We start from the raw sequence: 23,354 nt of genomic DNA, 5'->3' as shown, positions 1-23,354 counted from the left end.
GTTGGTGACGGTCATGCAAAGGCGTTTTCTCCTGTGATCTTTATGGTATTGCTTGCCTATTCGAGCAAACGAGGGACCGCTCATGTACGCACAGCGCCTGTCTTCGCTTCCCCGCAACCTGCCGGCTTTCCTTTTGATGGCGCTTTTGCTGCCGCTTCTGTCGGCCTGCGGCTACAACACCATTCCGACAGCGGAAGAAAACGCCAAGGCGGCCTGGAGCGAGGTGTTGAACCAGTATCAGCGCCGCGCCGACCTGATCCCGAACCTCGTGGAAACGGTGAAAGGCTACGCAGCCCACGAAAAGGACACGCTGGATGCCGTCGTCGAGGCGCGTTCCAAGGCCACACAGGTCACGGTGACACCCGAAACCCTCAAGGACCCCGAAGCCTTCAAGAGGTTCCAGGACAGCCAGTCGGGCCTGACCAGCGCGCTGTCGCGCCTGCTTGCCATCACCGAAAACTACCCCGACCTCAAGGCCAACCAGAATTTCATCGCGCTTCAAGCCCAGCTCGAAGGCACCGAAAACCGCATCGCCGTGGCCCGCCGCGATTACATCCAGGCGGTCAAGGACTACAATCTGACGCTCAAGACCTTCCCGTCCGTGCTGTGGGCAACGTTCTGGTTCCGCTCCAACGAGCCTTTCCAGAATTTCACCATCAGCGAGGACAAGATGCAGACGCCGAAGGTCGATTTCGGCACCAGCAAACCCGCGGGACAGGGTGGCTGAGCGCCACCCTTCCCTGATCCGGACCGGCTGAACCTTGCGCTCCTCCCCGCCATCCCGCCGTTTGCCTGCGCATGAGATCCACGCAGTGTCGTGGGCTGTTGCGCTCAAACCGCTGCTGGCGATGTTCTTCGCCATGCTGCTTGCCGGCATGGCGTTGGCCGACGATATGCCGGCCTTGACCGGACGTATCGTCGACAATGCCGGCATGCTTGACCCGGCGGCGAAGGCAGCCCTCGAGCAGAAGCTGGCCGACTTCGAAAAGAAGGGCTCCGACCAGATCGTCGTCGCCACCATCGACAGCCTCGGCGGCGAGGAGATAGAGCCCTATGCCAACCGGCTGTTCCGCGCCTGGAAGCTCGGCCAGGCCAGCGACAACAACGGCGTCCTGCTGCTCGTTGCCAAGAACGACCGCAAGATGCGCATCGAGGTCGGTTACGGCCTCGAAGGCACGCTGACCGACCTGCATACCAAGCTGATCATCGAAAACGACATGGTGCCGGCCTTCCGTGGCGGCGACTTTGCCGGCGGCATCACCAAGGCCGTCGACGACATGATCATGGTGCTGGAGGGCAATCCGGAAGAGCTTGAGGCGCGCGGCAAGCGCCACCAGCAGGACAGTTTCAGCGAATACGACGCCGAACAGGTGATGTTTGCGCTGTTCATCACCATCTGGGCGGTCCTGTTCTTCGGCGGCCTTGCCATCGCGATCCTGCCGCCGATTTTTGGCACCAAGATCGGCCCTGGTCGTTACCGCTGGCTGGGAATGACCTTCGACACCAACAGGCGTTCCTCCAACAACAGCGGTGGTGGCTGGTCGTCCGGTGGTGGCGGCTGGTCGGGCGGTGGCGGTGGATGGTCTTCCGGCGGTGGTGGCGGCGGTTTTTCCGGTGGCGGCGGTTCGTCCGGCGGCGGCGGATCTTCGGGGAGTTGGTGACGATGGCGACACGTTCTCCAACCCAGGCCCTCACCCACGCCGACCATGAGCGTATCGCGCAGGCGATCCGCGCTACGGAGCAAACGACAAGCGGCGAGATCTACTGCGTGGTGGCACGCTCGAGCGACGGATATTTCTTCCAGGCGGCCTTCACCGCAGCACTTGCCTTGTTCGCCGTCAGCATCGCTTTCGGCTACGTGCTGGAAGCCTTGTGGCTGAGCGTACGCCTGCCGCATTTCCTCATCGTGCAGGCAGTGGCCGCTATCAGCCTGTTTGTGCTTCTGTGGTTGGTGCCGAGCCTGCGCATCCATTTCGTGCCTCGCCGGCAACGCTACAAGGCAGCGCATGCCAATGCGGTCAAGCAGTTCCTGGCGCGCAACGTACATCGCACCGCTGCGCGAACCGGCGTGTTGATCTTCGTCTCGATCGCCGAACGTTATGCCGAAGTGGTCGCCGACAGCGGCATCGACGCCAAAGTCGGCCAGCACGTCTGGGACGGTGTGGTGCGCGACCTGACCGCCCATGCCGGCGATGATCGCCTGGCCGACGGTTTCGTGAATGCCATCGGCGCAGTTGGCTCCGTACTGGCGGAACATTTCCCGGTCGGCCCCGGCGACGTCAACGAACTCGACGACCATCTGGTCGAGATTTAAGCCAGCTTTTTGGCCCAGCATTTTCGCTTGTGCGAAAGCAAGCCGGACTCTTTGCAAGTCTGCCGACCGGGTCTATGGTTAACAAACCATGAACACGTTGACCATCGACATCCGCAGGGCCGAGCCGCAAGACGCGGCCGCGATTGCCGACGTGCATCTCGAGGCCTGGCGAGGCGCCTATAGCGGTATCATCCCGCACAAGACGCTGACGGCGATGATCAATCGCCGCGGTTCAGACTGGTGGTCGAACGCCATCCGCCGGGCTGCCACCGTGCTGGTCGTGGAAATCGGCGGGACGATCGCTGGCTATGCGACCGTCGGCCGCAATCGTGCCCGCGAACTGCGCCAGCAGGGCGAGATCTACGAACTTTACCTGCGCCCGGAATACCAGGGCATCGGCCTTGGCCGCAGGCTGTTCTCGGCCGCACGCCGCAAGCTTGCCGATCATGGCCTGAACGGCCTCGTCGTCTGGGCGCTGGAAGATAACCAGAATGCGCTCGCCTTCTATAGCGGCGAAGGTGGCCGCGATATCGCCGAAGGTGTCGAGATCTTCGAACAGAAGGCGCTGAAGAAAGTCGCTTTCGTCTGGGATTGACCTGACCGTCGAGCCTAGGCTCGTCGCTGTCCACACGCATTGCCGCATTGCACAAAGCCGTTTCGCCCGTTATTCGGTGCCCGATTGCCGGATCCCGCATGCGCGGGGCGCCCGGCAAGCCGTTTCATCTTGCGCATGCCCTGATGACAGAGCCCTTCAGGACAGCGCCAAAGCGAGGGTAGCCCATGCGCATCGAGGCGATATCGATCGGCAAGAATCCGCCGGAAGACGTCAACGTCATCATCGAGGTAGCGGTCGGTGGCGAGCCGATCAAATACGAGATGGACAAGGAAGCCGGCACGCTGTTTGTCGACCGCTTCCTCTACACACCGATGCGCTATCCCGGCAATTACGGCTTCGTGCCGCACACGCTCTCCGGCGACGGCGACCCGATCGACGTGCTGGTCTGCAACACGCGCGAGCTGGTGCCAGGCTGCGTCATCAACGTGCGCCCGATCGGCGTCCTGATCATGGAAGACAACGCCGGCCAGGACGAGAAGGTGATCGCGGTACCGTCGTCGCACATCACCAAGCGCTACGAGAAGGTGTTCGACTACACCGATATGCCGGAGATCACCCTCAAGCAGATCGAGCACTTCTTCGAGCACTACAAGGATCTCGAACCCGGCAAGTGGGTGAAGATCGGCGGCTGGCACGATGCGGCCTATGCCAAGAAGATGATCGTCGAAGCCATCGAACGCGCCAAGGCAGCCAAGAAGTAGGCCGCGCTTTCAGGCGCTCGTGGACGTTTGGGTCGCCAGCGCCTTCAATTGTCGACCCGGCCGAAGGCCGGGACGTCGCCAATGGTGATGCGCGTATCTTTTCCGCAGGCAAAGGAACGTGCTTTCTCGTCGGCTATCTTGCGCGCTTCCTCATTGGCATTGGGACTGCCGGCGGCGACGAGCGCGACCGTGCAGCCCTCACGGCCTTCCATCTGGGCGACCTTCGCCACCACCAGCACGTCGGTCTTTTTCGTGCCATCATCGCCAGTGTTGACGGATCGCCGGTGAATCGCGGCGAACGGAACCGAGACATCCCCGGTTGTGTCCACCCGCCACTCCACCTTCGGCCCGGCGCTGTTGAAGCCGACGAAACTCTCCCAGCTCGACGTCATGTCCGCGGGCGGAAACCCGTAGAACACGGACTCGCGCGCATCGTCATAGCCAAGCAGAACGGGGTAGCCACGATAGCCTGAACAGGAAAGGTCCGCCCAGTCGCCGTCGTTCTCGCCGGCCTTCGCATAGGTCAGGCAGTCCTTTTCGGTGACCAGGTCTGTGTAGGTGCTTGAAATCTGGCCGGCTGACGCGGATTGGCACAGACCGGCAAGAACGAGAAAGGTCAGAATGCTGCGCATGACGTTCTCCGGCTGAAGGACGCCCGCACCATATCGCCAAAATCACGCCTGCGCCACGCCGAGACCAGATCGCTTCCGCGCAGGCGAATGACTTCGCCCATCGCAGCAGCTAGACGAGCGCAGGAGCTATGGTCGTCAGGATGAACTGGCGCAGGAAGAACAGAATCAGCAGAAGGATGATCGGCGAAATGTCGATTCCGCCCAGGTCCGGCAGGATACGGCGAATGGGGCGCAGGGCCGGTTCGGTCAGCCGATAAAGCGCGTTGCCGATCGTGTTGACCACTTGGTTGCGCGGATTGACGACGTTGAAAGCGAAGAGCCACGAAAAGATGGCCGAGGCGATGATGATCCACCAGTAGAGGTCAAGCGCCAGAACGACGGTTTGAATGAGGGCGATCATGCAGGTCTCCAAGTGTTGCCGACATTTAGCGATTGCGCACGGGTGCGGCAAGAGCCGGGCGAGCTTGCGGCGGTTTCTCGGAATTTTCAGGCCACGCGGAAGGGCGGTCATAACCTTTGACTGCAACCACGGCACCGAAGATCGTCCGCCGCCAGGCGCGCCGCAACGACGGACTGTCGTCCAAAAGCTCGCTTGACAGTGTAACGCGGCGCCTCATAAATGCGCCATCCGCTGGACGGGGCTGTAGCTCAGCTGGGAGAGCGCGTCGTTCGCAATGACGAGGTCAGGGGTTCGATCCCCCTCAGCTCCACCAACGGAACTCCTGACTTTGCAAATTTTCGGATTTTCCTGGCGCCGCCTTCGGCCCCGCGCAGCCCAAGCGTCACATTGGTTTTCAGATCAGCCCTGACGACTTGGCCTTCGACACCGCTGCCGTCCGCGAGGACACGCCGAGGGTCTTGAGCAAAGCGGAAACATGGGCACGCACGGTATAGGGCGAAATGTGGAGCGCCTGACCGATCTCCTTGTTGGTTCGGCCGGCAGAGAGCAGCCGCAGCACTTCGCGCTGCCTGAATGTCAGCGCTGAAAGATCATCCTTCGGCTCCGGCATGTCCTTGGCGTCGGGTTCGATCAAGATGATCCTCTCGCCGTCGCGTACCGCTGCGATACCGGCCATGATCTGCAGCGGCCTCAGGCTCTTGCAGATAAATCCATCCGCGCCCTTGCCCATGATCCGTTCAGCGATGGCGCGGTCCTGGACCATCGAGACAAAGATGATCGAAGACCGCGGGAACTCCCGCCGCAGCGCCGGAAGGTCCGGCTCGACGCTTTTCCCCGCAAAGATGAGGTCGATGATGAAGGTGCTCGGCGGCTCTCCCCTGCGGGCAAGCTGAAGCATCTGAACAAGATCGTCGGCTTCGATTATTTCGGCTTGCGGCACCACTCTTTGCAACAGCCGGCGTATGCCCTCCCGAAAGAGCGGATGATCATCGGCGAGTATGACTCGATCGCCTCGCAAAGACCCCTCCAAATATTGACCAATCGGTCAAATAGCAGTGCCATGTGTATTATGAAACATTTCTAGTCCAGATGTATTATTATTAGTATTTCCTAATATAATTTTCCGGATTGCCTGGAGAAACTATTTCCCCAGCTGCATGGTTCTTTCGAGTGCGTTGTTGAAGCCCTTGAGGGAGATGGAGAAGGCGACGTCCTTTTCGGTGTCGGAAGCGAAGGCGCCGAGTTTCAGCGCGGTGCCGGTCTTCAGCGCCTTGGTGGTTGCCGGCGTGAAGGTGAGCCGCACGACACAGCCGCCAGGCAGGCAGGTGCGGAAGCGCGACGGCTTGCCAGGCGGCGTGTCGTCGACCGAGAAGGTGACGCCCTTGTCGAGATTGAGCCCGAACGGCATCACCAGCAGCCCCTTCAGGCCGCCATCATCGGCAGGCGTCAGCTCGATGGTGAGCACACGCTGGCCGTTCTGGCTGACCTGTGCCTGCGAGAAGGCGCACTGCTTCTTGTTCTCGGGCGCCGCCACGCAGGCGACGCGCCAGTCCTCATAGGTCTCCGACAGAGACGACGGACCACCGGCAGCGGTGGCCGGGCCGGCGGCCGGCTGCTGTTCCTGGGCGGAAGCGGCAGACGCGGCAGCCAGGAAGGCCGCCGCGCCGAAAAGCAGTCTGATGTGTGGCATCAGAAGCGGATGCCGAGCCTTGCGTCGACGCCATTGGTCGACGACCCGGAGCCGAACTCGCCATTGTAGGAGATGCCGAGCGTAGCGTTGTCGGTCACCTTCATGTCGAGGCCGGTCTGCAGCACGAAGGTGTTCTTGGCGATCGGCACACCGGTCACCGTGAACAGGCTGGAACCGGCAAAGCCGACCTTCGAGAACGGCGTGGTATCACCGAAGGCATGCTTCCAGCCGACCGTGCCGTTGGCTGATGCCGCGACCGAGCCGAGCATGAAGTCGGTCGAGGCACGCAGGCCGAGCGTGGAGAAGGTGGTGTTGGTGGTCTGCGCCTCGGCGCTGAGGGCTGCCGCACCACCCTTTTCGGTGAAGCCGTCGGTGTGCAGGCTGACATGGGCGAGGTTGACGAACGGCTCGAAGGCAGCACCGGCCGCATCGAGGCGATAGCCCAGTTCACCGAAGGCCTGGAAGGCGCCGGCATCATAGTCGGCCGACAGCCCGTCATTGAAGCCGCGGAAGGAGACGGTGCGACCGGTCTCGATGTTGCTCCAGGTGTAGGACAGCCCGGTGCGCAGGGCCAGCGCACCCCAGCGCGTGCCGCCATAGAGGCCGAGGTGATAGTTGTCGCTGTCGCCGGACGACGAACGATCCTTGGCATCGAAGGAGGTGCGGCTGTAGCCGGCGAGCACACCGACACGCCAGGCTTCTGCAAGCTCGGTGTCGATGCCGGTGATGAAGCCGCCGGTCGACTGCTTCATGCGGGACGCATTGCCGTCGCCGTCGATGCTGCTCCAGGCACCGAAGACCTGGCCCCAGGCTGCGGTCCTGGCGGTGGTAGCTGCTTCGATGTCCTTGCCGTCGGGACCATAGGCCATGACCGGCAGCGAGGCTGCGGCGACATCGCCAAAGGCGGCACGGACGCGGTCATTGGCTGCATTGCGCACATATTGCGAGGAGTTGATCAGCGCGGTCGCACCCGACGCATGCACCTCGCCAGACAGCAGGTTGAATGCAGCGTTGGCTTCAGCGGCATTCAACAACAGCAATGTGTTGTAGAGCGCCAGCGAACTTCCATTTTGCGGCAGCGAGTTCAGGGCGACCGCCGTCTCGTACTGGTTGTGCGTCTCGGTCACATCATCGAACGGACCGCTGACATTCGGACCGGGACGCGAAGGCTTGCTCGGTTCGCCGGGATTGCCTGGGTTACCAGGATTACCGGGCTCGCCAGGATTGCCGGGGTTACCGGGCTCACCCGGATTTCCAGGTTCGCCTGGGTTGCCAGGTTCGCCCGGATTTCCAGGCTCGCCGGGGTTGCCGGTGTCCTTCACCTTGATCTTCAGGTCGACCTGATTGGCTTGCTGATCCAGCGACACGTCCAGGAAGGCCGACTGCGAAATCGCCTGCGCAAATTGGCCCGTAATGCCGCCCGCCGCCGTCAGGATCGTATAGGTCTGACCGGACTGATAGCTTGTAGCTGCGTCCAATGCAGTGACCCGAACATTCACATCGCTGGCGATATAGACTGTCCCCAGACCATCGACGGTCATCGGGTTTCCATTACCATCGAAGCCGGATGACTGTTTCAGTGTTTCCACGACGAGCCTATCGCTTGCACCATTGCTCGCGATATCAACGTCGTACAACGAACCCGTGGCGAACTGCGCCTGCCCTTTGACAACAATCGTGCCAATCCGGCTGTCGGAGGTTCCCGGCGACACAACCGCATTTTTGTCCACGGCAAGGCCGCCTATCGTACCCCAACCTTCAAGCCTTCCGATCGCGGTCGGCACATTACGAGCTGTGTTTATGCTTTCGCCCCAAACCTCCACCTTGCTCGTATAGGTTTCCGAGCCCAGGAAATTGGTAACCACCTGACCCGTCTGTCCGCCCAGGACCAGGGCGCCTTCCCTGACCTGCATTCGGCTGATGTAAGGCGAGAGTTTGTTTGAATCGATAGCCGCTCCAGCCGTGCCAAGGTCCGTTTTGAGGACCAGCCTGGCATCCTTGCCGTCGATGACGATCCCGCCATAGCTGTTGGTTGCATAAAACCGCGTGAGATCACCGGTCAGAACGGTTTCACCATGCAAGGCCGTGATCACACCATTGCCGACCAACGTGTTCGAGAAATCATACCCCGTCTCGGTATGATTGAAGACAAGACGTCCACCTTCATTGTCTCCCGACCCGAACGTGATGACCGCGTCCTTGTTGATGTGACCCGCAGCCTGGGGATCAAGCGCTTTCGGTTCGTCGGTAAAGCTTTCCATGTCGATCTTGCCACCGATCGTCACGTAGCCATTGTCCTCGGACAGATCGATCCCGCCAACCACATTCAGATTGGCTCCGTTGGCAACCGAGACATTGCCGGGTCCCATGCGAAGAACGCCTGAGACATTTACCGAGGACTTGTCGCCCGTGATGTACAGCGTGTTTTCGCCGATGGAGCTGTTCCCCACCTTGAGTGTGGAGGTGCTCAGGAGGCCGCCGTCTTCGACGGTCATGTCGCCTCCCAGTTCGAAAGTGCCGGTGTTGATCCACTTCGAGCCCCCTCCGGTGATGAACACGTTCGAACCGTAGGAATTGTCACCGCCGTCACCACCCGTCGAAACGTAATTGGTGGCGATGGAACCACCATCGCTGATCGTTAAGGTGCTGCCCTTGGCATTGTCGATCCATGTCCTGACATAGAGCTCGTCGGTGCTGAGAAGGGACCCCTGACCGGTAACGGTAAGGTCTCCCCTGCTCTTCTGGCCATCGCCGATACGGGTCCATTTCGCGTCGACCTTGCCGCCCTTCTCGACGACCAGTGTGCCGTCACCGCCGTAGACGCACATGACCGAATAACCGTTGCAGCCGCCGCCGACATAAAGGGTGTTGCCCAGTATGTCGTTCGTACGAATAACATTCAGTTCGCTTCCTGGACCACTTACCGTAAGGGTTGCCTGCGACCCTGCCATGCCAGCGATGATCGCCCGATTCTGGACATAGATCTTCGCGCCATCCCTCACGGTGGCCGCGATGCCCTTGTTCTCCAGGCCGATGATCAGATCATCCTGGAATGTCTGACCCGTCGACCAGGAATATGTGCCCGGCGTGTCGATGACCGTGTCGTTGGGATCGAGCGCGAATGCCGGGCTGATCCCGCCCGTCGCCGCCATCGCAACAGACAACGCAACCAAAGATGCGATGCCGGCAGCGCCGTTGCCCAGGATTGTGGAAGCCAGAAGAATTTTGGTCCAGCGCGCTGCGCCGGATTTTCCGATCGTTTTTCCGATCAAGACACGTCCCTCGTTCGATGCAAGAAATCTGCTCTGCAACAAAACGCGACCGTCCAAGCCCGCCCGCCTGACGATCACGATCAACCGCAACGATCAAATTTTGCCTGCGCTGCAACCGGGGAACAATTGCGACAGGTGTCCTAGTCGCCGGTGGCGGGAATACGGAACAAGCAGCGCTGGAGACAACGCTTGCGCACAGCCCCACTGCTGTATCGCCTCAGAATCTGGTTCCTATAAGAATCACAACTGGTTCTCACCCCGCATGAAGGAGCGCGACTAGGACCAGCCAACAAGAACAAAAATCATCTCAGAAAGAGAAGCCGGGACGACGAAGGCACAAGCAGGTCATCGGCACCGCGAGACCTGTTTCGGAGGCAAGGCGACGTTGGCGCCTTGCCGACCTGGAGCCACCAGCGAGCCCGGTCAAAGTGCGGCCCCAGCTTCGAACCGCCCCCGGGCAACCATCGGATTGATGATGTTGCCGCGCGGAAAGACGCTTCGAAGAGGACAATCTGTCCATCATGTTCGACCCGGCGGGTGGAACATGATGATCGCGCCGACTGCCCGCATGTCAGGCGACGTCCAGGTCGCCCTCCTCAACGGCCATGTCTTTCTGCCGCGCACTATCCACACGAAAGCAGCGAGGAATGCCGATGACCATGACGGTACCAGACACCTCAGCTGTTAGCCTCAATGTGTTCGGCAGGTTGCGCGACCAGTTCCGGTGGCTGGTCGGGAACGGCGTCGAAAACACGGATGCTGAACGTGGCCAAGCCGTCATGCGTGTGGTCACCGTCCCGCCGATCGACGCTTACGTGCTGACCACCCTGCTCGTGACCGGTGCTTACGTGAACTGGATCGTCGCGGCGATGGTTATCTATACGCTGCTGTATATACCGGGGTCGTGGGCGCTTCTTTGGCACATAGACAAATATCCGGGGTACAACTTCAAGAGAAGAGTCTTCACGATATTCAATGATTACCTGGCCATGACGTTTGCCATGGCAGTCGGTGGAGCGATTACCGTTCCGGTCTTTGCCATGGTGTTATGGGTCACTGTCGGAAACGGCCTGCGCTACGGTTCACACTATCTCATCGCCGCCACCTTCTGTGCGCTGGCATCGATATCGGTGGCGGCTCTGTTCAACGAATACATGCAGGCAAACCCCTTTGTCGTCCTGACGCTGCTGCTCACCATCATCCTTGTGCCGGCCTATATCTACGGTCTTCAGAAGCGGCTGCAGACGGCTTATGCGCAGGCGCTGGAAGCCAATCTGGCCAAGTCGCGTTTCCTGGCGCAGGCGAGCCATGATCTGCGCCAGCCTATCCACGCCATCAGCCTCTACACGGCCTGGCTTTCCGACGCTGGATTGAAGCGCGAGGCGCGCAAGATGGTCGAAAATATCGACCGTTCGCTGCACAGCGTTTCCAGCTTGTTTCGATCGCTGCTGGACATTTCCACGCTGGACAGCGGCAGCGTCACTCCGGAGAGACGACCTGTCGCGGTCGGCGACGTGATCAACGAGGTCGTGCGCCAGAATGCTCATGTCGCCGCCTGGTCAAAGGTGACGCTGCGCGTCGTACCATCAGCCTGCTACGTCGACACGGATGAAACCCTGCTCACCACGATGGTGCAGAACATCGTCAACAACGCCATCAAATACGCCCCAGGGAGACCCGTTCTGGTCGGTTGCCGCCGTCACGGGGACAGGCTGTCCATTGACGTCTATGATCGGGGCGACGGCATCGCGGAAGAACATCTGCCTCGCCTGTTCGAGGAATTCTACCGGGTGCGGGAACGCGGCGACCGTGATGTCGAAGGCGTCGGGCTCGGCCTGCCCATCGTTCAGCGCCTCGGCAGGCTGATGGGCCTCACAGTCGATATCCGATCCAGGAAGTACAAGGGAACGGGCGTCTCCATAACCGGCTTGCCGATTGTCGCGCAGCCGGCACAACAGTCAGCGCAGGTGGATCCGGTCGCCCCGGCGCGTCTCCACGGTCTCCGTGTCCTTTTGGTCGAAGACGACAAGGAGGTGCTGCTCGCGACCGCCGCCCTGCTGGAGAAATGGGGTTGCATTCCCCAGGCAGAGCTAGAACCGCCGACCAAACCCGGTGAATGGGACGTGCTGGTGACAGACTACGATCTGGGCAACAGGCAGACGGGAAGCGATTGCATCGCGCGCGTTCGCACGCTCAAGAAACGCACCATACCCGCCATCATCATGACCGGACATGACGAGGCCAGAGTACGTGCGGACGTCGACGACATCGACATCCCGATATTGTCGAAACCCGTTCGGCCCGCCGAACTGCGATCGACGCTGACGACGCTGTTGCTGACCGGTTCAAGCGACTGACTGGCGGCAAGTCAGCAGCGTGGCATGCGAGCATGCTACCTGGCCGACATTTCCGCGGCCTTCAGCCAATCCGATGGCTTGAACACGTCCTTGCCCGTCTTCTCATGCCAATGGCTCAGGCGATCGACGATCCCGGACAGTCCCTTCTGGCGTGCCCAGAACATCGGCCCGCCCTTGCCGAGCGGGAAGCCATAGCCGTTGACCCAGACCAGGTCGACATCGGATTCGCGCGCGGCAATTCCTTCTTCCAGGATGCGCGATCCTTCGTTGATCAGCGGATAGAGCGTGCGTTCGATGATCTCCTCGGCCGAGATGACACGCGGCGCAATACCGAGCCGCTTCGCTTCATCGGCGATGTGGATGGCCAGTTCCGGGTCTGGTTGCGCGGTGCGGCCATCGGCATAGAGGTAGAAACCGCGGCCGGTCTTCTGGCCGAAACGGCCCTGTTCGCACAGCCAGTCGGCGATCAGCGCTGTCTTGCCCAGCGCCTTGCGGTTGCGCCAGCTGATGTCCAGCCCTGCAAGGTCCCACATCTGGAAGGGTCCCATCGGCCAGCCGAAATCGGTGAAGGCCTTGTCGACGTCCGCCGGGCTCGCTCCCTCCAGCAGCAGGGCTTCGACATCGGCGCCACGTGCCGTCAGCATGCGGTTGCCGACGAAACCATGGCAGACGCCGACCACCACCGGCACCTTGCCGATTGAGCGCGCGAGCGACAGCAGCGTCACCAGAACATCCGGAGCCGTGTCCTTGCCACGCACGATCTCCAGCAGCTTCATGATGTTAGCCGGCGAAAAGAAATGCATGCCGGCGAAATCCTGAGGCCGGCTGACGGAAGCGGCCAGTGCATTGACGTCGAGGTAGGAAGTGTTGGTGGCAATGATCGTGCCCGGCTTGGCCACCTTGTCGATCGACGCGAGCACCTCTTTCTTGACCGCCATGTCCTCGAACACCGCCTCGATGATCAGGTCGCAGTCGGCAAGCGCCGCATAGTCCGTGGTACCGGAGAGCAGCGCCATGCGTGCCGCCTTGGCGGCCTCGCTCAGGGAGCCACGCGAAACCGAGATCGCATAGTTCTTCTCGATGCGCTCGAGCCCGCGTTGCAACGCCTCCTGTGCCGCCTCGACCAGCGTGACGGCAATGCCGCCATTGGCGAAAGCCATGGCGATGCCGCCACCCATGGTGCCGGCGCCGATGATGCCGATCCGGCGGATGGCCCGCGGCTTCACCGACTTGTCGACACCCTCCACCTTGGCTGCCTCGCGCTCAGCGAAGAACAGGTGCCGCTGCGCCCTGGACTGATCCGAGGTGACCAGCTCGACGAACAGCGCGCGTTCCGCGGCCAGGGCCTCATCAAAAGGCAGAAGCACGGCGTTGCGCACCGCTTCCCCGCAGGCGACGGGCGCCCGCAGACCCTTGGCCTTGGCGATAACCGCCTTGATCCGGGCTTCCAGCTGCTCGCGGTCAGCGGCTTCGATCTTGTCGCGCCGGCTCCGCACGGCAACGAAAGGCCCGCCTTCCGCGGCCTTGACCGCTGCAAAGGCAGCAGCATCGGCAACGAGCCCGTCGGTGGCGAGCGTGTCGACGAGACCCGCTTCGAGCGCCTCGCTGGCTGCGATCGGCGTACCGGACGTGATCATATCCAGCGCCTTGAGCGGACCGACAAGGGCTGGCAGGCGTAGCGTGCCGCCGGCACCGGGCAGGAGGCCGAGCTTCACTTCCGGCAGGCCAAGCCTGGCCGCCTTGTCGGCAACCCGGAAATGACATCCAAGTGCCAGCTCCAGCCCGCCGCCCAAGGCGGTGCCGTGGATGGCAGCGACCGTCGGCTTTTCGATCGCTTCCAGCAGCGCGATCAGCGCGCGCAGGTCCGGGTCCTGCATCGGCTTGCCGAATTCGGTGATGTCGGCACCAGCAATGAAAGTGCGGCCGGCGCAGGTCAGGACAATGGCAGCCGTGGCCGCGTCGTCGCGCAGCCTGACAAGCGTATCATGCAGCGGCTTGCGCACCGAAAACGACAACGCGTTCACCGGCGGGTTGTCGATCGTGACGATCGCGACGCCGCCGCGATGCTCCACGCTCACCTTGTTTTCGGACGAAGCTGCTTCAGCCATGGTCGCACCTCTTCCCTTGCGCAGGCGATACCGCTCATATTTACAAACCGGCTGGCCGGTAATAAAACTTGACCCATGCCCCGTCAACAGTCCGATCAGGTCAAGTCAGCGAAAGCGCCGGTCGGTCGGCCACCGAGCATGCCGGCGCCGCGCGCCACCATCCTGGATGCCGCGGCGAAACTTTTCGCCGCGCATGGTTTCGAAGGCGCCTCGCTCAACGATGTCGCGCGGGCGGTCGGCGTCACCAAGGCAGCCGTCTATCACTACTTCCCGACCAAGAAGGACATCTTCGACGAGATGATGATCGACCTTCTGGAACGGCAATACGCCGCCGTCAGCACCGAAGTGAATGCAGCAGCAACCCCACCTGACAGGCTGAAGGCCTTCATGCGCGCGCAGGCGGAATTCCTCGAAGGCAACCACGCCGCATTCGTCGTCATGCTGCATGGCTTCGGCGGCATCGAAAAGAACCACTGGACTGAACAGCAGCTGGCGCTGCGGGATCGCTATGAAGCGCTGCTGCGCACCCTGCTCGCCGACGGCAAGGCCAGCGGCGCCTTCGCCATCGACGATGTCGCCACCGCGGCCCGTGCGATCCTGTCCTTGATGAACTGGATGGTGCGCTGGTTCCGGCCGGAGGGCAAAACCCGCGCCGTCGACTTCGCCCTGCAATATTACGCCCTTGTCGTTTCGGGCCTGCAGCCGAGAAGCTGACCCAAGAACTCGAGCAGGGATTGTTTCGCGCAAGCCTTCTCTCCTAGGTTTGCGTGAAAATCAAAGTGCCGGAGCGTCCTCGTGGATGCCCCGGGGTGGAGGCTTGTCGATGAACTACGCGCGCATGGTGATCGAGAAAGAAGCACCGGAGGAATACGGCTACGACCGCATCCGCTACAATCTCTCCGAAAGCTCCATCGCCGACCAGAAGCTTTCCGATATCGGGATCAAGCTGCCGGACCTCACCCTCTTCTACGGTGAACATCGCGGCGACCGGGCCTTGCGCGAGCTGATCGCGGCCCAGGACAACGGCCTGACATCGGATGATGTGCTGGTCACTGCGGGCGCGGCCGGCGCACTGTTCATCATCGCCACGACGCTGTTGTCGGAACGCGACCACCTGGTCGTGGTGCGGCCGAACTACGCCACCAACATCGAGACCCCCAAAGCGATCGGCTGCGCCATCAGCTACATCGATCTCGCTTTCGAGGATGGTTTCACCATCGATATCGAGCGCATTGTCGCCGCATTGCGACCCGAGACCCGCTACATCAGCGTCACCTGCCCGCACAATCCGACCGGAACGATGATGAGCCGCGCCGATCTCGACCGGTTGATCGCGCTTGCGGAGCAACACGGCTGTTATCTCCTGGTCGACGAGACCTATCGCGATCTCAGCTATGGCACCAGATTGCCCGCCGCCGCGTCGCTCAGCAAACGCGCCATCAGCGTCTCCTCGCTGTCCAAGGCCTTCGGCATTCCCGGTATCCGTATCGGTTGGCTGATCACGCGCGATAGCGCGCTGCAGGAAAAATTCCTGGCGGCCAAGGAACAGATCGGCATCTGCGGCAGCGTCATCGATGAAGCGATCGCCCGCGTCATGCTGGAACAGCGCGATGTCTTTCTCGGCAGATTGCTGCCTGAGATGGCAGCGCGACGTGCCATCGTGCAGGAGTGGATCGACAACGAGCCCCTGGCCGACTGGGTGCAACCGTCAGGCGGTGTCGTCGGTTTCCCGCGCATCGACGTTGCCCCTGATTTCGATCTCGACGCCTTCTACACCAGGCTGCTCGAGAAACATGGCACCTATGTCGGCCCCGGCCACTGGTTCGAGATGCCGAAGAGCTTCTTCCGCGTCGGTTTCGGCTGGCCGACCGCCGACGAACTTCGCGGCGGTCTCGCCGCCATCTCGACGGCACTACGCGACTGACAGGACAGACTTTTCATCCCGATCGCATGCACGGCGAAAATTATCCGCCGCGACGCCGCAAACTGGTTTATAGCTCCCGGACCGGAACAGCGCCCATGGTGGAAGAGCCCGGCCGGCCTGTGTAAACCACCAAGGGCTGAATTCGATGTCTCCCGAATCCCGACCGTCTCCGGATCAGCGTTATGCTGCCTTCCGTCACGCGGCATTCCGCAATTACTGGGCTTCACGGTTCCTGCTGACCTTTGCCACACAGGTCGTTTCCGTAGCGGTCGGCTGGCAGATCTACGACCTCACCCGCGATCCGTTCGACCTCGGCCTGGTCGGCATCGTGCAGTTCCTGCCGTCGCTGCTGCTGGTTCTGGTCACCGGCGTCGTCGCCGATCGTTTCGGCCGCCGCAGGATCATGGCGCTGGCAACACTGATGGAGGCTGCCTGCGCACTGGTGCTGTTGCTTTTGACCTGGCACGGGCTTTATTCGCCGTTGCCGGTCTTCGGCGTGCTGCTGCTGTTCGGCATCGCTCGTGCCTTCTTCGGCCCCGCCTCGGCTTCGCTGGTCGCCAACCTGGTGCCACCGAAGGACTTCGCCAACGCGATTGCCTGGAACTCGTCTGCCTGGCAGACCGCGACAATCATCGGTCCGGTTGCCGGCGGCCTGCTCTACGGCCTGTCGTCGGAGATCGCCTATGGCACCGCCGCCGTGCTGATGCTGTTCGCACTCCTGCTGATCCTTGGCATTCCAAAACCCGCACAACGCAGCGAAACCGACAAGCCCAGCCTGGCGACACTGTTTGCAGGTTTCCACTACATCTGGCGTGAGAAGGTCGTGCTGGGCGCGATTTCGCTCGACCTGGTGGCGGTCTTGCTTTCCGGCGCGACCGCGTTGCTGCCCGTCTATGCCCGCGATATCCTCGACCTCGGGCCTTGGGGTCTCGGGATGCTGCGCTCGGCTCCCGGAATCGGCGCCCTGTGCGTCGCCGTCTGGCTGGCCGGCCATCCGTTGCGTGACCATGCTGGTGCGGTCATGCTGTTCTTCGTCGCGGTGTTCGGCGCCGTCACGGCCGTGTTTGGCCTGTCCAGCATCACCTGGCTCTCGATTGTCGCGCTCGCGCTGCTCGGCGCCACTGACATGGTCAGCGTCTATATCCGCGAGACGCTGATCCAGCTGTGGACGCCGGATGAGGTTCGCGGCCGCGTCAATGCCGTCAACCAGGTTTTCGTTGGTGCTTCGAACGAAGTCGGCGAATTCCGCGCCGGCACCATGGCGGCGCTGATCGGCACCGTGCCGGCGGTGGTCATCGGCGGCCTCGGCGCCGTCGTGGTGGCCGGGATCTGGGCAGCGCTCTTCCCGGATTTGCGCAAGGTGCGCCGCCTCGACATTCGGGAATAGGCGAATTTTTCGATCAGCGGGCGGCTGGGCGACCGAATATCCTCTCCAGGAATTCGCCCAGCCAGCGCTTCAGGTGCATGTCCCAGATCAGCCGGCCGCCGAGGTGGTCGCGGCCGGGCTGAGCACCCGGCAGTTCGAAGCGATGCGCGCCATGCACCACCCAGCGCTGCATCATCATGCGGGTCAGCTCGCCATGGAACTGGATGCCCCAGGCCTTGTCGCCGTAGCGAAAGGCCTGGTTGGGATAGTTGTCGGAGGTTGCGAGCAATGTTGCGTCCTTCGGCAACGAAAAACCTTCGCGGTGGAAGTGGTAGACCATTTCCGGCCAATGCATCAGCCTCTTGCCCTCCTCGGTGGCACGCAACGGATACCAGCCGATCTCGACAAGCCCGTCACGGTGGCCATCGACCTTGCCGCCGAGGTGATTGACCAGCATCTGCGCACCCAGGCAGATGCCCAGCAGAGGTTTGCCCTCCTTGAGCGGTACCGCCAGCCAATCGGTTTCACGCAGCACGAATTCCTCGTGATGGTCGTTGGCGCTCATCGGACCGCCGAACACGACGGCACCGGCATGCTGGCTGAGCGTTTGCGGAAGCTGATCGCCAAGCGGCGGACGGCGTATGTCAAGCTGATAGCCCGCCTCGATAAGCATGTGGCCGACACGCCCAGGGCTGGAGCTTTCCTGATGCAGGACGATCAGGATGCGGGGCCGCTGGTCAACTTTCACGAATGTCCGGCCCTGCTCATTCGTCGTTCGCGCTGCCCTTGGCTCCCGGAACCTCGGCTGCCGCCTTGCGCCGTGCCGCCACGCGGTCAACCCGCTCGACATCGAGCAGCTCGGCCACCCGCCAGACGGTGTTGTCTTCGAGCTCGTGCAGCTCGCCGTCCGCGTAGACGATTTCCCACATCAGGCCGATGAAGGCCTTGCGCTGCTCAGGATCGAGATCGCGCTTGAGGACACTGGTGAAGGCATAGAGGTCGATCGCCTCATTGTCGGCCTTCTCGCCGGCTGCCGCGAGGGCTTCCAGTTCCTGGCCCTCGACGGAATACGTCTCGGCGAGGATGGCCTTGAACCGCTCCCACTCGACATCCTGGCGCACGCCGTCGGCACTCATGACATGATAGAGCAGCGCCGCTGCCGCAACACGGGGGCCGTCCGGCCGGGCACGGCTATGCGCAGCGGCGGAAGGAAGCTCTTTCAGAAAGGACAGGACACGTTCGAACATAGGGATAATCTGGTCCTTTCCGGAGCGCGATCAAGTCATGGCTTTTCAAAACAGCCGGAAACGGCGCGGCTTTTCAACTTCATCGTCGGGGCCGACACCGGGATCGTCGGGCTGATGTGGCGCCTCGTCAGGGTCGGCCGCAGGGACAGGACGGGCTGTCGTCGGGCCGTTTGAAACCGGCACGGTTTCTGCGTCCACCACGACGACATCGTCGTCGTCGCGCTCGGGTCCGGCAAGGGAAGGCGGCGCCACGTTCGGAACCGGCCGGCTTGCTTCGAGGAGCCTGCCGGCGCGTTCCACCGGGCCACGCCATTCGAAGGCGTCGAGCCGCCCGGTCACTGGTGAAATCGGCGCCCAGCGTTCCGCGGTGACGCCGTCGGCCACCCAGGCGGCGTCATGCGGGGCGCGCACCGCTTGCGAGAGCAGCTGCCGCACCTTGCCCTGGTTGCCGCCATCGGCCTCTTCGATATCGGCGAGCAGCAGATAAATGCCCTCGCTGGGCTGCATGCGGGCTGCAGCCTCGGCCTCTTCGCGAGCCAGTGCAAAATCCTGGGCGTCAAGCGCCGCGCGCGCCACCGCAAGTGAGGATTCGGCGTGGTTTTTCTTCATCTCCTGCAGTTTCCGGGCACGGCCAAGGCGGTCGAGCACGGCATCGGCCGGTCGGGCATGGACATAAAGATCGGCGAGATCGGGATGCGGCTCAGCCCGCCATGCCGTTTCGAGGATCTTTGAACCCTTGCGCAGGTCGTTCTGCTTGAAAAGCACCTTGGCGGCAACGATCGCCGCCGGGGTGAATTCCGGCAGCAGCCTGTTCGCTTCGAGTGCCGCCGCCTTGGCGCCGGCGATATCGCTGTCCATCAGGGCTTCGGCCTTGGCGGTCAAAAGCACGCCGCGACGCCGATTGGCGACATCGCGTTCGACCTGGCGGCTCGACTTTTGCGCATCGGCCAGCTTCAGGGCACCATCCCAGTCGCCACGAGCTGCCAGTTCTTCCATTGTCGCTTCGGCGGCCCACGCCAGTTGCGGCGCCACCGAGGCGGCACGGCCGGCATAGTGGCGGGCCGCGTTGCGATCGCCCAGCCGTTCGGCTTCGAGGTAGAGCCCACGCAGACCAAGCAACCGCATTTCGGGATCGTCGAGCATGGCCTCGAATTTCTGTCGGGCACCGTCATGGTCGCCTTCCAGCAGCGAGGCCTGTGCATCGAGCAGATTGATCAGCGGTTCCTGGTCGGAGCGGATCAGCTTGACCGCTTCCTTGGCCTTGCGTCGCGCCAGCGCGCCGTCGCCGGCGCCCGCGGCGATCATGCCGGTCGACAGCGCCTGATAGCCGCGATCGCGGCGGCGCACCCGGAAATGCCGGGCGATCGCGTACGGACTGTTCCAGATCGATTTGAGCAGCCACCAGGTAAGCATCACCGCGGCCACGACCGCCACCACGGCAACCGCAGCCACCATCAGGCTGACCTGGTACTGGTAGCCGGAGAAGGTGACGACCATTTCGCCGGGCCGGTCGGCCAGCCACGCAAAACCCAATCCAAGGGCGAATATGATTGCCAGATAGAAGAGGATGCGGATCATCTCGTCACCCCTTCATTGCGCCGGATACCAGCTCGTTCACCGCCGCTTCCGCCTCTTGCCTGGCCTTGAGCTTGCCTGCGAAATCGGCACCAGCGGCTTTGGCCGTATCGGGCAGCGTGTCGAACTCGGAAAGCGCCTTGGCATAGTCGCCCTGGTTCACCGCGACTTCCATGCGCGCCACGGTTTCCGGGGCGCCCTTGCCCTCGACGGCACCGATCGGGCGGACCTTCACCAGCGATTCGGCGCTGGTCAGCAGCCGCTGGAATACGCTCTGGTCGGGATCGACGGGCGTCGCCGCCGAAACCATCGCATTGGCGGCGTCGCCCATGCCGGCTGCGATGTCGATGCGGCTCGGGATGCCCTTTTCGGCATAGGCGCGCAAGGTCGCGATCTGCGGCGCATCCGGCCGGACCGCGGCGAACGTCTCGAGTTCCGCGGTGAACGGCGCGCCGCGCTCGAGCGCGGCCTTTAGCGCCGATGCGGCGATGGCCAGCGCGATCTTCGGTTGCGAAGCCTGCGCATCCACCTTGCCGGCAAGCTGTGAGGCCTGCTGCTCGACAATACCGAGACGGCCGTCCAGCGCGGCGGCGGCCTGCTCCGCAGACTGCATCTGCGCGTCCAGCGTCGTCATCTTGCTGTTCAACGGTCCAAGATCGACGGCTGCCGCGCCACTTTCGTTGCGCAAGGCGGTGAGTGCCGTATCGAGTTCGGCAATCCTGTCGGAAAGCGCTTTCACATGCCCTTCGTCGGCACCCGCGGCCGGCGCCGCCTTCAACGCGGCGACATCTGTCTTCACCTGATCGAGCGCCGCGGCGAGATCACCCGTAACATCTGGCCCGGGGTTGGATTTGAGCGCAGCCATCTCGCTTTTGAGCTGCGCAATTTCGCCGTTCGCTGCGGAGGAGCCGAACAGACCAGTGGCCTGCAGGGCGCCCATCCCGGCGAGGGCGACCACACCGCCGATCACACCCGCGGCGAGGGCACCGATGCCGCCCCGTTTCGGTTCCACAGGCTGACTGTTCACGAAGCCCCCGTTCGTCTTGTCGCTGTCTGTGGCTTTCGGCGCTTCGGGCTCAGTTTTCTGCTCGGGCGCCTTCGGCTGCGTCCCGATATCGCTCTCGCCGAAATCGTAATCGAAACTACGGGTAGCTTCAGTCTCGGACGTTGCCGGGCTGGCTTCAGAAGCGCCTGCCGGGATTTCCTTTGGCGATTCGGTTTCCGAAACGTCCGCCTGTTTGCCCAAGACCTCTTCCGGCTGCTTGCCGGTGTCGGGCCGGCCCTTGTCGCCCAGCCGCGAAACATCGGCTGGATCGAGATCGATCGTCACCGGTTCGCGACGGCTCCTGGAATGGCGCGTCTTGGGCGTCTTGACCATGCTTCGGCTCCCAAATGGTTCGGACCGTCAGGCGGCAGGCTAAAAACGGTCTACCACACCTCCAAGCTGTGAAAAGGGGCGGTATGATGAAGCAGCCTCATTCCGCGGTGCCGAGCAGCGCCAGCAAGGCGTCCTCGTCCGGCCTCGTCGCAACCACCAGACGCCCCGGGAAACCGGCGCTGACAGCGCTTGCAACACGTACCGACAGCGCCAGGACACGCGTTTCTTCGAAATAGCGCGCCAATTCCGGTCGCTGCACCAATGTCGAATAGGCCTGCGCCGCCTTCGCAGAGTAGAGCAGCACCGCGGCGACCGGCTGGCCAGCCAGATGGGTCGCCGCGACCTTGCCGGGATAGTCGACCGGCAACGTGTCATAAGTCTCGATGGGCAGCACCGTGACGGCTTTCCCGGCAAGATATGCTTCGAAATCCGCGGAACGGACACGCCCGCACAGGTAAGCAGCGGTCTTGCCGGCAAGCGCCGGCGCGATCTGTTCTGCCAGTTGCCCGGCATCGCCGGATCCGGTTTCGACAACGGAAAGCCCGGCTGCGCGTGCGGCGTCGGCCGTCTTGGGCCCAACGACATGGCAAGGCAGGTCCGCAAGCTGGGCCAGCATGTCTGCCGGTGCATGGCGCACGGCATTGGCGCTGGTCACCAGCAGGGCAGAGATGGTCTCGGGGCGAGTTTCCAGAACAACGGGCAACACGCGCGTTTCCGAAAGCGGCAGCACCACCGGCTCGAAGCCGCGCTCACGGAGCCGAGCCGCAGTCCGGCCGGCGCCGGGTTCCGGCCGCGTCACCAGCACGCGCTTCATTCAATGCCGCTCCGCCTCGACAGCCATCAATTCCAGCCTTCGAAGAAATGCCCGCCGGCGCGCGCCCGCACATCCGCCCCGGCCTCGGCACCGATTGCCGCCGCGTCCACGCCGAGCCCGTTTCGCGCCACCGCGCGGACGTCGCTGCCGTCGGGCGTCAGGATCATGCCTGAGAAAGACAGTTGGCCGGCGGCAACCGTCGCGTAGCCGGCAATCGGCGTGCGGCACGAACCGTCCAGTGCGGCAAGGAAAGCGCGCTCACAAGCCAGCGCCTGGCCAGTCGGAACATCGTGGATGGCAGCCAGCATGACGCCCGTTTCCGCATCGCCGATACGGCTTTCGATGCAGATGGCACCCTGGCCCGGCGCGGGCGGAAACGCTTCCAGTGACATCACGTCGGTGGCGATATGCTCCAGATCGAGCCGCTTCAGTCCGGCCAGAGCGAGAATGGTGCCATCAGCGACACCCTCGTCCAGCTTGCGCAGCCTTGTCTGCACATTGCCCCGGAACAGGACGACATCAAGATCGGGGCGCATCCGGCGAATCAGGGCCTGGCGCCTGAGCGATGAGGAACCCACCTTGGCTCCCGTCGGCAGGTCGGCGATACGAGACGCTTTCCGGCTGATGAACGCTTCCCGGGCATCCTCGCGCGGCAGGAAGGCGGACAGCTCCAGCCCATCCGGCAGCGTCGTCGGCATGTCCTTGGACGAGTGCACAGCGATGTCGATACGACCGTCAAGCAGTGCCTCTTCGATCTCCTTGGTGAAGAGACCCTTGCCGCCGGCTTCCGACAGCGGCCGATCCTGGATACGGTCGCCACTGGTCGAGATGACGACAACTTCGAACGCCTCTTGAGGCAATCCATGCGCCGCCATCAGCCTGTCGCGCGTTTCATGCGCCTGTGCCAGCGCCAGAAGGCTGCCTCGGGTTCCAATCTTCAAGGTTGTTTGCATCAAGCGC

General features: G+C 62.7%; 21 protein-coding genes and 1 tRNA gene. 10 read left to right on the top strand and 12 right to left on the bottom strand.

The window, feature by feature from the left end:
• Positions 1 to 82: 82 nt before the first annotated feature.
• The 5 genes from C1M53_RS12490 to ppa all read left to right on the top strand — a co-directional run bounded on the left by C1M53_RS12490 (position 83) and on the right by ppa (position 3,631).
• Positions 83 to 727: a LemA family protein gene (locus C1M53_RS12490; protein WP_129412537.1), complete on the top strand. Its 645-nt coding sequence runs from the start codon at positions 83 to 85 to the stop codon at positions 725 to 727.
• A 121-nt stretch (positions 728 to 848) separates the two neighbouring features.
• On the top strand, positions 849 to 1,661 hold the full coding sequence (locus C1M53_RS12485) for a YgcG family protein (RefSeq protein WP_129416147.1): 813 nt from the start codon (positions 849 to 851) through the stop codon (positions 1,659 to 1,661).
• 2 nt (positions 1,662 to 1,663) lie between these two features.
• Complete coding sequence (locus C1M53_RS12480; protein ID WP_129412536.1) at positions 1,664 to 2,314, top strand: TPM domain-containing protein; 651 nt, start codon at positions 1,664 to 1,666, stop codon at positions 2,312 to 2,314.
• 88 nt (positions 2,315 to 2,402) lie between these two features.
• Positions 2,403 to 2,909, top strand: coding sequence for a GNAT family N-acetyltransferase (locus C1M53_RS12475; RefSeq protein WP_129412535.1), 507 nt, complete (start codon positions 2,403 to 2,405; stop codon positions 2,907 to 2,909).
• 185 nt (positions 2,910 to 3,094) lie between these two features.
• Complete coding sequence (ppa, locus tag C1M53_RS12470) at positions 3,095 to 3,631, top strand: inorganic diphosphatase (protein WP_054310325.1); 537 nt, start codon at positions 3,095 to 3,097, stop codon at positions 3,629 to 3,631.
• A 44-nt stretch (positions 3,632 to 3,675) separates the two neighbouring features.
• Here ppa and C1M53_RS12465 read toward each other — a convergent pair whose 3' ends face one another.
• Positions 3,676 to 4,263: a hypothetical protein gene (locus C1M53_RS12465; protein ID WP_129412534.1), complete on the bottom strand. Its 588-nt coding sequence runs from the start codon at positions 4,261 to 4,263 to the stop codon at positions 3,676 to 3,678.
• 109 nt (positions 4,264 to 4,372) lie between these two features.
• Entirely contained in the window at positions 4,373 to 4,663 is a 291-nt protein-coding gene (locus C1M53_RS12460) for a YggT family protein (protein WP_129412533.1), read from the bottom strand.
• A gap of 237 nt (positions 4,664 to 4,900) precedes the next feature.
• Between C1M53_RS12460 and C1M53_RS12455 the strand changes: the two genes are divergently transcribed.
• Positions 4,901 to 4,976, top strand: a tRNA-Ala gene (locus C1M53_RS12455).
• Between the two features lie 81 nt (positions 4,977 to 5,057).
• Here the strand turns inward: C1M53_RS12455 and C1M53_RS12450 are convergent.
• From C1M53_RS12450 to C1M53_RS12440, 3 genes are all read right to left on the bottom strand, one after another.
• A complete protein-coding gene (locus C1M53_RS12450) occupies positions 5,058 to 5,681 on the bottom strand; it encodes a response regulator transcription factor (protein WP_245488533.1) in 624 nt (207 codons plus the stop codon).
• 123 nt (positions 5,682 to 5,804) lie between these two features.
• Complete coding sequence (locus C1M53_RS12445) at positions 5,805 to 6,353, bottom strand: invasion associated locus B family protein (protein ID WP_129410845.1); 549 nt, start codon at positions 6,351 to 6,353, stop codon at positions 5,805 to 5,807.
• Complete coding sequence (locus tag C1M53_RS12440; RefSeq protein WP_129412531.1) at positions 6,353 to 9,625, bottom strand: autotransporter domain-containing protein; 3,273 nt, start codon at positions 9,623 to 9,625, stop codon at positions 6,353 to 6,355. The genes C1M53_RS12445 and C1M53_RS12440 overlap by 1 nt, the downstream gene beginning before the upstream one ends.
• A gap of 653 nt (positions 9,626 to 10,278) precedes the next feature.
• On the opposite strand from C1M53_RS12440, the gene C1M53_RS12435 reads away from it, so the two are divergent.
• Complete coding sequence (locus C1M53_RS12435) at positions 10,279 to 11,982, top strand: hybrid sensor histidine kinase/response regulator (protein WP_245488532.1); 1,704 nt, start codon at positions 10,279 to 10,281, stop codon at positions 11,980 to 11,982.
• Between the two features lie 35 nt (positions 11,983 to 12,017).
• On the opposite strand, the gene C1M53_RS12430 is transcribed toward C1M53_RS12435, so the two are convergent.
• Positions 12,018 to 14,090, bottom strand: coding sequence for a 3-hydroxyacyl-CoA dehydrogenase NAD-binding domain-containing protein (locus C1M53_RS12430; protein ID WP_129412530.1), 2,073 nt, complete (start codon positions 14,088 to 14,090; stop codon positions 12,018 to 12,020).
• A 138-nt stretch (positions 14,091 to 14,228) separates the two neighbouring features.
• Here C1M53_RS12430 and C1M53_RS12425 point away from each other — a divergent pair, with 138 nt between their 5' ends.
• From C1M53_RS12425 to C1M53_RS12415, 3 genes are all read left to right on the top strand, one after another.
• Positions 14,229 to 14,804: a TetR/AcrR family transcriptional regulator gene (locus tag C1M53_RS12425; RefSeq protein ID WP_165358129.1), complete on the top strand. Its 576-nt coding sequence runs from the start codon at positions 14,229 to 14,231 to the stop codon at positions 14,802 to 14,804.
• A gap of 109 nt (positions 14,805 to 14,913) precedes the next feature.
• A complete protein-coding gene (locus tag C1M53_RS12420) occupies positions 14,914 to 16,014 on the top strand; it encodes an aminotransferase class I/II-fold pyridoxal phosphate-dependent enzyme (RefSeq protein WP_129412528.1) in 1,101 nt (366 codons plus the stop codon).
• 145 nt (positions 16,015 to 16,159) lie between these two features.
• A complete protein-coding gene (locus C1M53_RS12415; RefSeq protein WP_129412527.1) occupies positions 16,160 to 17,401 on the top strand; it encodes an MFS transporter in 1,242 nt (413 codons plus the stop codon).
• 13 nt (positions 17,402 to 17,414) lie between these two features.
• Here the strand turns inward: C1M53_RS12415 and C1M53_RS12410 are convergent, their stop codons facing one another.
• From C1M53_RS12410 to hemC, 6 genes are all read right to left on the bottom strand, one after another.
• Positions 17,415 to 18,128 carry a glutamine amidotransferase gene (locus C1M53_RS12410; RefSeq protein WP_245488531.1) on the bottom strand — a complete coding sequence of 238 codons (714 nt, stop codon included), beginning with the start codon at positions 18,126 to 18,128 and terminating at the stop codon, positions 17,415 to 17,417.
• A 16-nt stretch (positions 18,129 to 18,144) separates the two neighbouring features.
• Positions 18,145 to 18,627, bottom strand: a complete 483-nt coding sequence (locus C1M53_RS12405; protein ID WP_129412525.1) for a TerB family tellurite resistance protein — start codon at positions 18,625 to 18,627, stop codon at positions 18,145 to 18,147.
• Between the two features lie 45 nt (positions 18,628 to 18,672).
• Positions 18,673 to 20,205 (bottom strand): heme biosynthesis protein HemY, encoded by a 1,533-nt coding sequence (locus C1M53_RS12400; RefSeq protein WP_129412524.1) that lies wholly within the window; start codon positions 20,203 to 20,205, stop codon positions 18,673 to 18,675.
• A 4-nt stretch (positions 20,206 to 20,209) separates the two neighbouring features.
• Complete coding sequence (locus C1M53_RS12395) at positions 20,210 to 21,580, bottom strand: COG4223 family protein (RefSeq protein WP_129412523.1); 1,371 nt, start codon at positions 21,578 to 21,580, stop codon at positions 20,210 to 20,212.
• Positions 21,581 to 21,677: 97 nt separating this feature from the next.
• The gene (locus C1M53_RS12390; protein WP_129412522.1) at positions 21,678 to 22,394 is read right to left on the bottom strand and encodes a uroporphyrinogen-III synthase; all 717 of its coding nucleotides are present in this window, start codon (positions 22,392 to 22,394) and stop codon (positions 21,678 to 21,680) included.
• 26 nt (positions 22,395 to 22,420) lie between these two features.
• Positions 22,421 to 23,347, bottom strand: coding sequence for a hydroxymethylbilane synthase (gene hemC / locus C1M53_RS12385; RefSeq protein WP_129412521.1), 927 nt, complete (start codon positions 23,345 to 23,347; stop codon positions 22,421 to 22,423).
• Positions 23,348 to 23,354: the final 7 nt, after the last annotated feature.

Origin of the sequence: Mesorhizobium sp. Pch-S (assembly GCF_004136315.1) — a bacterium.
Taxonomy (GTDB): domain Bacteria; phylum Pseudomonadota; class Alphaproteobacteria; order Rhizobiales; family Rhizobiaceae; genus Mesorhizobium.
The sequence above is the reverse complement of the archived record's forward strand: the minus strand, read 5'-3'. Positions and strand labels throughout refer to the sequence as shown.

Excerpts from the sequence above, each read along its gene's own strand:
- C1M53_RS12490 (WP_129412537.1), top strand. The coding sequence starts at position 83 with ATGTACGCACAGCGCCTGTCTTCGCTTCCCCGCAACCTGCCGGCTTTC.
- C1M53_RS12485 (WP_129416147.1), top strand. The coding sequence starts at position 849 with ATGTTCTTCGCCATGCTGCTTGCCGGCATGGCGTTGGCCGACGATATG.
- C1M53_RS12480 (WP_129412536.1), top strand. The coding sequence starts at position 1,664 with ATGGCGACACGTTCTCCAACCCAGGCCCTCACCCACGCCGACCATGAG.
- C1M53_RS12475 (WP_129412535.1), top strand. The coding sequence starts at position 2,403 with ATGAACACGTTGACCATCGACATCCGCAGGGCCGAGCCGCAAGACGCG.
- ppa (WP_054310325.1), top strand. The coding sequence starts at position 3,095 with ATGCGCATCGAGGCGATATCGATCGGCAAGAATCCGCCGGAAGACGTC.
- C1M53_RS12465 (WP_129412534.1), bottom strand. The coding sequence starts at position 4,263 with ATGCGCAGCATTCTGACCTTTCTCGTTCTTGCCGGTCTGTGCCAATCC.
- C1M53_RS12460 (WP_129412533.1), bottom strand. The coding sequence starts at position 4,663 with ATGATCGCCCTCATTCAAACCGTCGTTCTGGCGCTTGACCTCTACTGG.
- C1M53_RS12445 (WP_129410845.1), bottom strand. The coding sequence starts at position 6,353 with ATGCCACACATCAGACTGCTTTTCGGCGCGGCGGCCTTCCTGGCTGCC.
- C1M53_RS12435 (WP_245488532.1), top strand. The coding sequence starts at position 10,279 with ATGACCATGACGGTACCAGACACCTCAGCTGTTAGCCTCAATGTGTTC.
- C1M53_RS12430 (WP_129412530.1), bottom strand. The coding sequence starts at position 14,090 with ATGGCTGAAGCAGCTTCGTCCGAAAACAAGGTGAGCGTGGAGCATCGC.
- C1M53_RS12425 (WP_165358129.1), top strand. The coding sequence starts at position 14,229 with ATGCCGGCGCCGCGCGCCACCATCCTGGATGCCGCGGCGAAACTTTTC.
- C1M53_RS12420 (WP_129412528.1), top strand. The coding sequence starts at position 14,914 with ATGAACTACGCGCGCATGGTGATCGAGAAAGAAGCACCGGAGGAATAC.
- C1M53_RS12415 (WP_129412527.1), top strand. The coding sequence starts at position 16,160 with ATGTCTCCCGAATCCCGACCGTCTCCGGATCAGCGTTATGCTGCCTTC.
- C1M53_RS12405 (WP_129412525.1), bottom strand. The coding sequence starts at position 18,627 with ATGTTCGAACGTGTCCTGTCCTTTCTGAAAGAGCTTCCTTCCGCCGCT.
- C1M53_RS12400 (WP_129412524.1), bottom strand. The coding sequence starts at position 20,205 with ATGATCCGCATCCTCTTCTATCTGGCAATCATATTCGCCCTTGGATTG.
- C1M53_RS12395 (WP_129412523.1), bottom strand. The coding sequence starts at position 21,580 with ATGGTCAAGACGCCCAAGACGCGCCATTCCAGGAGCCGTCGCGAACCG.
- C1M53_RS12390 (WP_129412522.1), bottom strand. The coding sequence starts at position 22,394 with ATGAAGCGCGTGCTGGTGACGCGGCCGGAACCCGGCGCCGGCCGGACT.
- hemC (WP_129412521.1), bottom strand. The coding sequence starts at position 23,347 with ATGCAAACAACCTTGAAGATTGGAACCCGAGGCAGCCTTCTGGCGCTG.